Here is a 12,588-nt window from a genome sequence, read left to right as displayed (position 1 = left end):
GTATCCGGCAGACCGCGTGAGTGAACTCTGCGACGGCTGCGCCGCCGAACGCAGCCTCGCAAGCTCGACAGCTGCTACGGGAGGTAAACGAGATGCGTGGTAGCTAAATGCTGCTAAATATGGAACCTTTTAAAAGGTGGAGGCGTCCACTCCCCTGTTACAGCTCTCGTAGCAGGGTTTGAAAAACCTGCAAGTTAGCCTGACGAGGCTGCGCTTATGGCTCGATCTCATGCGGTTGCATCAGCATGAAGAGCTGCTTCTCGCGATCGTTGATTTCCCGGCAGCCAGGAATGGCATGCCACACGGGACTGCGTTCGCCGACAAAGAAAAAAGGAGTCCGCCTGTGGCTATTCGCTATGGCAAGGGGCTGATAGGAGGTGCGGTTGTCGTCGCTCTCCTGGCCCTGCTGGTCCACTGGATTGGCATCAACACGATCGAACATTACCGCGACGATTTGTTGTTTTACCTGCAAGCTCATCTGATTCTCGTCCTTGTCTCCATGCTGGCCGCCCTCGTTGTGGGCATCCCCGCCGGCATCTTCCTCAGCCGCCCGACCATGGTTGGCCGCGCTGAACGCTTCATGCAGATCTTCAACATCGGCAACACCGTGCCGCCTCTTGCCGTACTGGCCATCGCCCTGGGGATCCTCGGCATCGGCAGCGGCCCCGCGATCTTCGCCCTGTTCCTCGCCTCGCTGTTGCCGATCGTGCGCAACACCTATGAAGGCCTGAAAAACGTCCAGGGTTCGCTCAAGGAAGCGGCCGTCGGCATTGGCATGACGCCGACTCAAGTGCTGTGGCGGGTCGAACTGCCGAACGCCGTGCCAATCATCATCGGTGGCGTGCGTGTGGCCCTGGCGATCAACGTCGGGACCGCACCGCTGGCGTTCCTCATCGGCGCGAACAGTCTCGGCAGCCTGATTTTCCCGGGCATCGCCCTGAACAATCAGCCGCAACTGCTGCTCGGCGCGGCCTGCACCGCCCTGCTGGCCTTGCTGCTCGACGGTCTGGTGACACTCGCCAGCCGCCTCTGGCTCGAACGCGGCCTGCGCCCGTCTTAAGCCTCGGCAAAGGAATACTTATGAAAAGAATGACCTTGTTACTGGGCTGCGTTCTGCTGTTCGCAGGATTTGCCCAAGCCGCTGAAAAACCGGTGATCCGCATCGGCGCCCGGGTGTTCACCGAACAAACCCTGCTCGCGGAAATCACCTCCCAGTACCTGCGCACCAAGGGGTACGACACCCAGGTGACTGGCGGTCTGGGCAGCAACCTCGCCCGTAGCGCCCACGAAAGTGGCCAACTGGACTTGATGTGGGAATACACCGGCGTGTCGCTGGTGGCTTACAACCATGTCACCGAAAAACTCGACAGCGCTCAGTCCTACGCCAAGGTGAAAGAACTCGATGCGAAAAAAGGCCTGATCTGGCTGACTCCGTCGAAGTTCAGCAACACCTACGCCCTGGCCTTGCCGGAAAAAACGGCAAAGGCTTTCCCGCAGATCAACACCATCAGCGAGCTGAACACGGTGATGCAGGCTGAGGCGAAGACCAATCATCTCGTCGCGCTGGACACCGAGTTCGCCAACCGTTCCGACGGTCTGGACGGCATGGTCGACCTCTACGGCATGAACCTGACCCGCAAAAACATCCGGCAGATGGATGCTGGCTTGGTCTACACCGCCCTGCGTAATGGCCAGGTGTTTGCCGGCCTGGTCTACACCACCGACGGTCGATTGAACGCCTTCAAGCTCAAACTGCTGGAAGACGACAAGCACTACTTCCCGGACTACACCGCCGCGCCGGTGGTGCGTCAGGACTACCTCGACGCCCATCCAAAACTGGCGGAAGAAATAAAGCCGCTGGCCGAACTGTTCGACGACGCCACCATGCGCCAGCTCAACGCGCGGGTCGATGTCGATCACGAAAGCCCTTCATCCGTTGCCGCAGACTTTCTGCGCCAGCACCCATTGAATTAAGGAGGAAAAGACATGGAATTTCTGAACGCCTTTTCCCATCTCGACTGGCCACTGGTGCTGCACCTGACCTGGCAGCACATCACCCTGGTCGGAATTGCCGTGACCTTGGCGATCCTCGTTGGCGTGCCGCTGGGCGTACTGATGACTCGCTTCCCGACGCTCGCAGGTCCCTTGCAGGCCAGCGCAACGGTGCTGCTGACCGTGCCGTCGATTGCGCTGTTCGGCCTGCTGTTGCCGTTCTACTCCAAGTTCGGCCAGGGTCTGGGCCCGATGCCGGCGATCACGGCGGTATTTCTGTACTCGCTGCTGCCGATCATGCGGAACACCTACCTGGCCCTGACCGGCGTCGAACCGGGCATTCGTGAAGCCGCCCGAGGCATCGGCATGACCTTCGGCCAGCGCCTGCGCATGGTCGAACTGCCGATCGCAGTGCCGGTGATCCTCGCCGGCGTGCGCACCGCCGTGGTCATGAACATCGGTGTCATGACCATCGCCGCGACCATCGGCGCCGGTGGCCTGGGTGTACTTATTCTCGCTTCAATCAGCCGCAGCGACATGTCGATGCTGATCGTCGGCGCCGTGCTGGTCAGTCTCCTGGCCATCTTCGCTGACCTGCTTCTGCAATGGCTGCAACGCACGCTGACTCCAAAAGGACTCCTGAAATGATCGAACTTCAAAACCTCAGCAAGACCTTCCAAAGCAACGGCAAAGATGTGAAAGCCGTGGACTCGGTAAGCCTGACCGTCAATGAAGGCGAGATCTGTGTGTTCCTCGGGCCATCGGGCTGCGGCAAAAGCACCACGCTGAAGATGATCAACCGTTTGATCAAGCCAACCTCGGGCAAGATCCTGATCAACGGCGAGGACACCACCGACCTCGACGCCGTGACCCTGCGTCGCAACATCGGTTATGTGATCCAGCAGATCGGTCTGTTCCCGAACATGACCATCGAGGAAAACATCACCATCGTTCCGCGCCTGCTGGGCTGGGACAAACAGAAATGCCACGACCGCGCCCGCGAGTTGATGAGCATGATCAAGCTTGAGCCCAAGCAGTACTTGAATCGCTACCCCCGTGAATTGTCTGGGGGTCAGCAGCAGCGGATCGGCGTGATTCGTGCGTTGGCGGCGGATGCGCCGCTGTTGTTGATGGATGAACCGTTCGGCGCGGTCGACCCGATCAACCGCGAGATGATCCAGAACGAGTTCTTCGAGATGCAGCGCGCGCTGAACAAGACCGTCATCATGGTCAGCCACGACATCGACGAAGCCATCAAGCTGGGCGACAAGATCGCGATCTTCCGCGCCGGCAAGCTGCTGCAGATCGATCACCCGGACACGCTACTGGCGCATCCGGCGGATGATTTTGTCAGCAACTTCGTTGGCCAGGACAGTACGCTCAAGCGTCTGTTGTTGGTGAAAGCCGAAGACGCAGCGGACAACGCGCCGTCGGTGAGCCCGGAAACCCCGGTGGCTGAAGCCTTGGAGTTGATGGACGAACTGGACCGTCGCTATGTCGTCGTCACTGACGGTGAGAACAAGGCGCTGGGTTATGTACGACGTCGCGACCTGCACCGTCAGACCGGTACGTGCGCGCAATACCTGCGTGAATTCAACGCCACGGCGGCGTTTGACGAGCATTTGCGCATCCTGTTGTCGCGGATGTACGAATTCAACCGCTCGTGGCTGCCGGTGATGGATGCCGAGCGGGTGTTCCTTGGGGAAGTGACTCAGGAATCGATTGCCGAGTATTTGAGCTCCGGTAAGTCCCGTGGGGGCAAGACCAGCATCGTTTCGCCAGCCGAGACTGCTGTCGCCTGATCTGGCGCCATCGCGAGCAGGCTCGCTCCCACATTGGGACCTGTTGTGTACATGCGATGTATGCATCAGCACAATTCCCTTGTGGGAGCTAGCCTGCTAGCGATTGAGGCAACACAACTCCCGCCTGACACACCCCAAATCGCCCTGCAAGGGGAACATCACACTGTCATGCAGGTCGGTTACATCAGTAACTGTCCAGGACCGCACGACGGAAGCGTGCAAAAACGCGACATTTTTTGTTGATCTCAAGCCCCTCACGCCCTAAAGTTCGCGCCGAACGTCCATGCTGGAAACGATCCATCCGGCTCAAGTACTGACGACGAGACAGCAAGGCCAAGGGAAGCACCGCCTCCCGTGGCCTTTTTGCTTTCGGCGACATGCCTTGGGAAGTAGGCGAACCAAAGTGGGGATACGGAGGACGTTCATTTGCGCCCATTGATTAATCTAGTTTGCCAGTAGGAGATTCCAGCATGTCGATCAACGTCGAAGACTATTACGCGCGCGAAACCTTTCAGAGACTGAAAGCCTTCGCCGACACGCAAGAAACCCCGTTCGTGGTGATCGACACCGCGATGATCAGCCAGGCCTATGACGACCTGCGCGCCGGTTTCGAATTCGCCAAGGTCTACTACGCGGTCAAGGCCAACCCGGCCGTGGAAATCATTGACCTGCTCAAAGAGAAAGGCTCGAGCTTCGACATCGCCTCGATCTACGAGCTCGACAAAGTCATGGACCGCGGCGTCAGCGCCGACCGTATCAGCTACGGCAACACCATCAAGAAATCCAAGGACATCCGCTACTTCTACGAGAAGGGCGTGCGTCTGTTCTCCACCGACTCCGAAGCCGACCTGCGCAACATCGCCAAGGCTGCACCGGGTTCGAAAGTCTACGTGCGCATCCTCACCGAAGGCTCGACCACCGCTGACTGGCCTTTGTCGCGCAAATTCGGCTGCCAGACCGACATGGCCATGGACCTGCTGATCCTCGCCCGTGACCTGGGCCTGGTGCCTTACGGCATCTCGTTCCACGTCGGCTCGCAACAGCGCGACATCAGCGTCTGGGACGCGGCAATCGCCAAGGTCAAAGTGATCTTCGAGCGTTTGAAAGAAGAAGACGGCATTCACCTCAAGCTGATCAACATGGGCGGCGGCTTCCCGGCCAACTACATCACCCGCACCAACAGCCTCGAAACCTACGCTGAAGAAATCATCCGTTTCCTCAAGGAAGACTTCGGTGACGAACTGCCGGAAATCATCCTGGAACCTGGCCGTTCGTTGATCGCCAACGCCGGCATCCTGGTCAGCGAAGTGGTGCTGGTGGCGCGTAAATCCCGCACCGCCGTCGAGCGCTGGGTGTACACGGATGTGGGCAAGTTTTCCGGCCTGATCGAAACCATGGACGAAGCCATCAAGTTCCCGATCTGGACCGAGAAGAAAGGCGAGATGGAAGAAGTGGTCATCGCCGGTCCGACGTGCGACAGCGCCGACATCATGTACGAAAACTACAAGTACGGTTTGCCGTTGAACCTGGCCATTGGTGATCGTCTGTACTGGTTGTCGACCGGTGCTTACACCACCAGTTACAGCGCGGTTGAATTCAATGGCTTTCCGCCGCTGAAATCGTTTTACGTGTAAGCGCTACTCGTAAAAATGAAAAAGCCCATGACGTGTCATGGGCTTTTTTGTGTCTGCGATTTCAGCGACGAGATAGCCTTTGCAATGCATATCCTGTGGCGAGGGAGCTTGCTCCCGTTGGATCGCGAAGCGGCCCCAAAAAAAAGACTGCTACGCAGTCTGACGGGAGCAAGCTCCCTCGCCACAAGAACAGTGTTGGCCTCATTCCTCGTTAATCTGAAGAGTCTTCTGGTGATATTCAGCTGCCATGGCGCGAATTTGCGGATCGGTTGCACTCACCAGTGCTTTGCTCGCCACCCGCAAGAAATTCAGATTCCCGCCGTCGAGAGCCTTGCGCAGCCAGACCACCGCTTCGTCGACATTTCCCTCATCCGCCAACACAGCCGCATAACTGAACTGCCCGCGAAAATCCCCACCGAGCGCCGAGTGTCGATACCAGTCACGCGCAGCTTTCGGGTCAGCCGGACAAACCTGTCCCTCTTCCAGATATCGACCGAACAGGTTCATCGACTTCGCATGGCCCAGTTCTGCTGCGCGGCGATAGAGATTCAGCGCCCGCGCTTGATCCTCAATCACTCCACGCCCGGTCGCCAGCAAGTTGGCGTAGTTGTACATCGCCCAATCCAGCCCCGCGTCTGCCGCCATTCGATAATGCCCCGCGGCAATCGATGCATCGGCGCTGCAACCCCAGCCATGTTCATGACAACGACCGAGCATGTTGCGCGCCATCAAATGCCCGCCCTGAGCCGCAATCGCGAACCAGCGCAGCGCCAGCGGTTGATCCTGTGCGATGCCCTGCCCGTCCAGCAGAATCTGCCCAAGCAAGGCTTGAGCGTCGAGTAAGCCTTCGCGGGCTGCGATCAGAATCGCCTGCGCCGCACGAGCGGGGCTTTCCTCCAGCATGGCCTTGAGCGAATCACCGTCGAGGGCTTCCTCACGGCGCAATTGATAACTCATACCTCGACCCAGCGGCGCAACAAGTTGTGGTAGGTGCCGGTAAGGCGGATCAATGACGGGTGATCGGGCATGTCCTGAGTCAGTTGCTGGATCGCCCCATCCATCTCGAACAGCAACGCGCGCTGACTGTCCTCACGCACCAGACTTTGGGTCCAGAAGAACGAGGCATAGCGGGTGCCGCGGGTGACGGCGTTGACCTTGTGCAGGCTGGTGCCGGGGTACAGAACCATGTCCCCGGCCGGCAACTTCACACGCTGGGTGCCGAAGGTGTCCTGGATTTCCAGTTCGCCGCCGTCGTAGTCGTCCGGTTCGCTGAAAAACAGCGTCGCCGACAGGTCGGTGCGTACCCGATCGATACCGCCCTTGGGCTGACGCACGGCGTTGTCGATGTGGAAGTCGAAACTTCCACCGGCCGTGTAACAGTTCAGCAACGGAGGGAAAACTTTGTGCGGTAACGCCGCGGACATGAATAGCGGATTTTTCCACAGCCGCTCAAGCATCGCCGCGCCCACTTCCTTGGCCAGCGGGTGGCCTTCAGGCAGCTGCAGGTTGTGCTTGGCTTTGGCTGACTGGTATCCGGCGGTGATTTTTCCGTCAGCCCAATCCGCTTGCTCCAGAGCCTCGCGGATGCGCTGCACTTCTTCTTTCGCGAACACGCCGGGAATGTGCAGCAGCATGGAATGGCACCTGAGGGTAAAGAGGCGCAATGGTATTGATTCTTATTGACTGTGTAAAACCCCCACGACGAACGAATCATCAAAAACCGTAAGGCTAAATTGTAAAGAATGTAAATTCTTCGCGAATAGTAACGTTTCGCAATTGATACAAATACGCGTCTACCCTATATTCCGCGACCTCAAATCCTTGGGGAGGGGAATTCACATGTCACGCCAACAATTACAATTACCAGTCAGTTCACCGCGTTTGCTCGCGTCTGCAATTGGCGTGGCGCTCACTGCCAGCTCCGCCGGCCACATGGTTTTCGCGGCTGAAAAGGCCGACGAAAAAGCGCCGGGCAATGCGATTTCGCTGGGGGCTACCGCGATCACTGGCGAAGCCCAGGATGCGACTTCCTACAACGTCGAAAAAGCCTCCTCGCCCAAGTACACCGCACCGCTGGTGGACACACCGCGTTCGATCACCGTTATCCCGCAACAGGTTCTCAAGGATACCGGCGCCCTCAATATGCAGGACGCGCTACGCACCGTTCCGGGCATCACCTTTGGTGCCGGTGAAGGTGGCAACCCACAAGGCGATCGTCCGTTCATTCGTGGTTTCGACGCTCAGGGCGACACCTATCTGGACGGCGTGCGCGACACGGGTTCGCAGAGCCGCGAGATCTTCGCCGTCGAGTCGATTGAAGTCAGCAAAGGTCCGAACTCGGCCATTGGCGGCCGTGGCGCCGCGGGCGGCAGCATTAACCTGGTGAGCAAAAAGGCCCACTTGGGCGACTCGTTTGACGGTGGTTTTACCTGGGGTTCGGACCAGACCCAGCGTTACACCCTGGATGGCAACTATCAGTTCACCGATACCGCCGCTGGCCGACTGAACCTGATGAGCCACGAAAGCAACGTTGCTGGCCGAGACAGCGTCGACTACGACCGCTGGGGCATCGCACCCTCGCTGGCGTTCGGCCTGGGCACCGACACCCGGGTCAACCTCGATTACTACCATCTGGAAAGTAACGACACCCCGGACTCGGGCATTCCGTACACCGTTCCAGCGTCGGGCCTCACCGCCGACCGCAACAAGTCCAACCCGGACAAGCCTTACGCCGGTGGCGATGACAGCAACTTCTATGGCCTGGGCCGTGATTTCCGCAAGGGCCGCACCGACACCGCGACCTTCGCCATCGAGCACGACCTGACCGATGCGCTGACCGTCAAAAACACCTTGCGCCACGGCAACAGCATGCAGGATTACATCCTGACCCAGCCGGACGACAGCAAGGGCAACGTCAATAACGGCAGCGTCTGGCGTCGAGCCAATACCCGTGTCAGCAACACTGAGACCACCACCAACCAAACCGATCTGTTTGGCGACGTCTACATCGCTGGGTTCAAGAACAGCTTCTCCACCGGTATCGAGTTGAGCCACGAGGAAAGCGAAAAATCCTCGTACAACGTCAACACCGATACCACGCCGGCGACAGCTGCTGTGACGACCAACTGCCGCCCAACAATCATCGGCGCGCCAAGCGGCTACAACTGCACCTCGCTGTCGAACCCGAACCCGAACGATCCATGGAACGGTGCGATCTCGCGCAACTACGCTGGCACCGATACCCAGTCCGACACCTACGCGCTGTATGTGTTCGACACCCTGGAATTGTCCGAACAATGGCTGGTGAACATGGGCCTGCGTTACGACCATTTCGACACCAAGTACAAAACCTACAACGCCTCCAGCGTGACCACGTCCAAGGGCGATGACGTCAGCGAGTTCGTGACCGGCCAATTCGGCGTTGTTTACAAGCCGGCTGAAAACGGCAGCATTTACGCGTCCTACGCCACCTCCGCCACGCCTCCGGGCAACACCCTGGGCGAAGGCCAGGAAGGCAACCCGTTGGGCGGCACTCCGGATCGCAACGGCAACCTGCTGAGCAGCGACATGGAGCCGGAAACCACCAAGAACTACGAAATCGGCACCAAGTGGGATTTGCTGAACGATCGCCTGTCGCTGACCGCCGATATCTTCCGCACCGAGAAAGAAAACGCCCGCGTTCAAGTCGACACCACGTCCTATGAAAACGCCGGCAAAACCCGCGTTCAAGGTATCGAACTGTCGGCCACCGGCAAGATCACCGAAAAATGGCAGGTCTTCGCCGGTTACGCCTACATGGACAGCGAGCAAGTCGATGGGGGTGATCTGCCGGCCAACAAAGCCAACAACGGCAACGAATTGCCTAACACCCCGAAAAACAGCGCCAGCCTGTGGACGACCTACCAGGTCACGCCGAGGCTGACCATCGGTGGCGGCGCGTTCTATGTCGACGACGTATTCGGTAGCGTGGCCAACACCACCATGGTTGATTCCTACGTTCGTTACGACGCAATGGCCGCCTACAAGCTGAGCAAAAACGTCGACCTGCAACTGAACGTGCAGAACCTGACCGACGAAACCTACTACGACAAAGCCTTCTCGACCCACTTCGCCAACCAGGCGGCGGGCCGTACGGCATTACTGAGCACCAACTTCCACTTCTGATTGCCAGCCTCACGGCACTCCTCTGTAGGAGCGAGCCTGCTCGCGATGACGGCGCTTCATTCAACATTTATGTTGGCTGACCCACCGCTATCGCGAGCAGGCTCGCTCCCACACGGAGTGGTCGGCAATAAGGCCAGGCCCCGTTCATCCACATGAACGGGGCTTTTGTGCGTAAAAAAGAATGTTTCTCAGCAACCCACGGCATAATGCGCGCCGTGATAATTATTTCGAACGAACAAGGCGAGCGACGTGTTGAAGAAAACCCTGTTCCAGTTGCACTGGTTTTTCGGCATCAGTGCCGGGCTGGTCCTGGCCCTGATGGGCATCACCGGGGCGATGGTATCGTTTGAGGATGAAATCCTCAGCGTGCTCAATCCTTCCGTGCTGCAAGTCGAGAAGCAGGTTGCCGGCGTCCTGCCTCCCGCCGAACTGGTGGAAAAAATCGAGGGCGCCTCCGGCAAAAAAGTCGCGATGCTCTGGGTCGACACCGACAGTGGCAACGCCGCGCGGGTGAGCTTCACGCCGCCACCGGGCGAACGCCGTGGCGAGATGCGCTACTTCGATCCGTACACCGCCGAGTTCATGGGTGAGGTCACCGGCCAGGATTTCTTCGGCCTGATGCTGCAGCTGCACCGCTTCCTCGCCATGGGTGACATCGGTCGACAAATCACCGGCGCGTGCACGCTGATCCTGGTGTTTTTCTGCCTGTCCGGTCTGTACCTGCGCTGGCCGCGCCAATGGAAAAACTGGCGTGCCTGGCTGACCCTCGACTGGAAGAAAAAGGGCCGCAGCTTCAACTGGGACCTGCACTCCGTGGCCGGCACCTGGTGCCTGGTGTTTTACCTCCTGTCAGCGCTGACCGGGTTGTCCTGGTCCTATGAGTGGTACAACAAGGGCCTGACCCAACTGCTTTCCGACTCACCGCAAAATGAGCGCGTTCGGGGTGGTCGTGGTCCTGCACCGAGCGGCCCGGCGCCTACCGCCGACTACGCCGTCATGTGGAGCAGCATTTATAGCGCCGCAGGTCCGGCACTCAGTGCCTACAACATCCGCATGCCGCCAGTGGCCGGGCAACCCGCTACGGTTTTCTACCTGTTGAACACCTCGCCCCATGACCGAGCGCTGAACCAGATCACCCTCGATCCGGCCACCGGCCTCGTCAAACGGCATGACCGTTACAGCGACAAGAGCCTCAAGGCGCAACTGCTGACCAGCATCTACGCGCTGCACGTGGGCAGTTACTTCGGCATTGTCGGGCGGATCATCCTGACCATAACCGCGCTGACCATGCCGCTGTTCTTCGTCACCGGCTGGTTGTTGTATCTGGATCGTCGCCGCAAGAAAAAGCAGATCAAGGATGCTCGCAAAGACTTCGCGCAGACAGGCAGCAATACACCCGCCTGGTTGATCGGTTTCGCCAGTCAAAGCGGGTTTGCCGAACAACTGGCGTGGCAGACCGCCGGGCAATTGCAGGCTGCCGGCCTGCCGGTAAAGGTTCAGCCGCTGGCGAATGTCAGCGAACAGGATTTGCGTGAATCCAGCAACGCGCTGTTCGTGGTCAGCACCTTCGGCGATGGCGAAGCGCCGGACAGCGCCCGTGGTTTCGAGCGCAAAGTGCTGGGCCAGGCGCCGAGCCTGGAGAGCCTGAACTACGCGGTACTGGGTCTCGGTGATCGTCAGTATCAACACTTCTGCGGTTTCGCCCGACGCTTGCACACCTGGCTGGGCGAGCATGGCGGCAAGACCTTGTTCGCGCCGGTGGAAGTCGACAGCGGCGACCCTTACGCCTTGCGTCACTGGCAGCAGCAACTCGGCCTGCTGACCGGGCAAGCGCCGGTCGACACCTGGCAAGCGCCAAGCTACGACAACTGGACCCTGTCCCGCCGCGAGTTGATGAACCCCGATAGCGCCGGCTCGCCGGTGTACTTGCTGGGCCTCTCCGCTCCGACGACCAGCAGCTGGCTGGCGGGGGATCTGGTGGAAGTCCTGCCACGCAATTGCCCGTGGGCGATCGAGCATTTCCTTGACGGCCTGGGTATTGAAGGCCGGGCCATGGTGACCTTCGATGGCCTGTCGCAAGCGTTGGAGCAAGCCCTCGCCAGTCGACAACTGCCCGAGAACAGAACTCACCTGGTCGGCCTGCACGCGCAAGCGCTGGTAGACGCCTTGGTGCCCTTGGCCTTGCGCGAATACTCCATCGCCTCGATCGCCGCCGACGGCATGCTGGAGCTGATCGTGCGTCAGGAAATGCATGCCGACGGCAGCCTGGGCATCGGCTCCGGCTGGCTGACCGAACATGCGCCGGTGGGTGGCACTGTCAGCCTGCGGGTCCGCCGTAACAGCGGTTTCCACCTGCCGACCGAGCCGGTACCGATGATCCTGCTGGGCAACGGCACCGGGCTGGCCGGGCTGCGCAGTTTGCTCAAGGCGCGCATTGCCGATGGGCAGCAACGGCATTGGCTGCTGTTCGGCGAGCGTAATCGGGAACACGACTACCTGTGCCGCGATGAGCTTGAGGAATGGTTGATTTCAGGCGATCTGGAGCGACTGGACCTGGCGTTCTCGCGGGATCAGGCCGAGAAGATCTACGTGCAGGATCGACTGCGAGAGTCCGCCGATCTACTGAAGCAATGGTTGGCCGACGGTGCCGTGATTTACATCTGCGGCAGCTTGCAGGGAATGGCTTCCGGTGTGGATCACGTGCTCAACGAAGTGCTCGGGATTGAAGAAGTTGACCGCCTGATCGAGCAGGGCCGCTACCGACGGGATGTCTACTAAAAGCCCCCTCACCCTAACCCTCCCGAAACGTCGGACCGCCCCAAGGGGCGAGGGGACTGGACCAAGGTGTTCTTAGAGTTACATCGACCTGAAATATCGAGTCGAACTCAGGTTTGAATCCAACGCAAATCGGCTCTCTTTCCCCTCTTTACTAAGGGGCGAGGGGACTGGCCGAGGTGTTCTAGAGTTACACCGACCTGAAAAATCGAGTCGACCTC

General features: G+C 59.3%; 9 protein-coding genes. 7 read left to right on the top strand and 2 right to left on the bottom strand.

Annotated elements, in window-relative coordinates; genetic code table 11:
* Window positions 1-343 precede the first annotated feature (343 nt).
* The 5 genes from ACA070_RS04040 to ACA070_RS04020 all read left to right on the top strand — a co-directional run bounded on the left by ACA070_RS04040 (window position 344) and on the right by ACA070_RS04020 (window position 5,428).
* Entirely contained in the window at window positions 344-1,060 is a 717-nt protein-coding gene (locus ACA070_RS04040; RefSeq protein ID WP_054049992.1) for an ABC transporter permease, read from the top strand.
* A 20-nt stretch (window positions 1,061-1,080) separates the two neighbouring features.
* Window positions 1,081-1,974: a glycine betaine ABC transporter substrate-binding protein gene (locus tag ACA070_RS04035; RefSeq protein ID WP_497450126.1), complete on the top strand. Its 894-nt coding sequence runs from the start codon at window positions 1,081-1,083 to the stop codon at window positions 1,972-1,974.
* A 12-nt stretch (window positions 1,975-1,986) separates the two neighbouring features.
* Window positions 1,987-2,640 (top strand): ABC transporter permease, encoded by a 654-nt coding sequence (locus ACA070_RS04030; RefSeq protein ID WP_010463438.1) that lies wholly within the window; start codon window positions 1,987-1,989, stop codon window positions 2,638-2,640.
* Window positions 2,637-3,794: an osmoprotectant ABC transporter ATP-binding protein OsmV gene (locus ACA070_RS04025; protein WP_121733608.1), complete on the top strand. Its 1,158-nt coding sequence runs from the start codon at window positions 2,637-2,639 to the stop codon at window positions 3,792-3,794. The genes ACA070_RS04030 and ACA070_RS04025 overlap by 4 nt, the downstream gene beginning before the upstream one ends.
* A 470-nt stretch (window positions 3,795-4,264) precedes the next feature.
* Window positions 4,265-5,428 carry a type III PLP-dependent enzyme gene (locus ACA070_RS04020; RefSeq protein WP_497450125.1) on the top strand — a complete coding sequence of 388 codons (1,164 nt, stop codon included), beginning with the start codon at window positions 4,265-4,267 and terminating at the stop codon, window positions 5,426-5,428.
* A 201-nt stretch (window positions 5,429-5,629) separates the two neighbouring features.
* On the opposite strand, the gene ACA070_RS04015 is transcribed toward ACA070_RS04020, so the two are convergent.
* On the bottom strand, window positions 5,630-6,385 hold the full coding sequence (locus ACA070_RS04015) for a tetratricopeptide repeat protein (RefSeq protein ID WP_497450124.1): 756 nt from the start codon (window positions 6,383-6,385) through the stop codon (window positions 5,630-5,632).
* Window positions 6,382-7,062: a Fe2+-dependent dioxygenase gene (locus ACA070_RS04010; RefSeq protein ID WP_497450123.1), complete on the bottom strand. Its 681-nt coding sequence runs from the start codon at window positions 7,060-7,062 to the stop codon at window positions 6,382-6,384. Before ACA070_RS04010 ends, ACA070_RS04015 begins: the two co-directional genes overlap by 4 nt.
* A 205-nt stretch (window positions 7,063-7,267) precedes the next feature.
* Here ACA070_RS04010 and ACA070_RS04005 point away from each other — a divergent pair, with 205 nt between their 5' ends.
* Together ACA070_RS04005 and ACA070_RS04000 are read left to right on the top strand one after the other, a co-directional pair.
* Window positions 7,268-9,592, top strand: a complete 2,325-nt coding sequence (locus tag ACA070_RS04005) for a TonB-dependent receptor (protein WP_497450122.1) — start codon at window positions 7,268-7,270, stop codon at window positions 9,590-9,592.
* A gap of 249 nt (window positions 9,593-9,841) precedes the next feature.
* Window positions 9,842-12,370 (top strand): PepSY domain-containing protein, encoded by a 2,529-nt coding sequence (locus ACA070_RS04000; RefSeq protein WP_497450121.1) that lies wholly within the window; start codon window positions 9,842-9,844, stop codon window positions 12,368-12,370.
* Window positions 12,371-12,588 lie beyond the last annotated feature (218 nt).

The sequence above is a fragment of the Pseudomonas sp. LBUM1678 genome, from assembly GCF_059695575.1.
The sequence above is the reverse complement of the archived record's forward strand: the minus strand, read 5'-3'. Positions and strand labels throughout refer to the sequence as shown.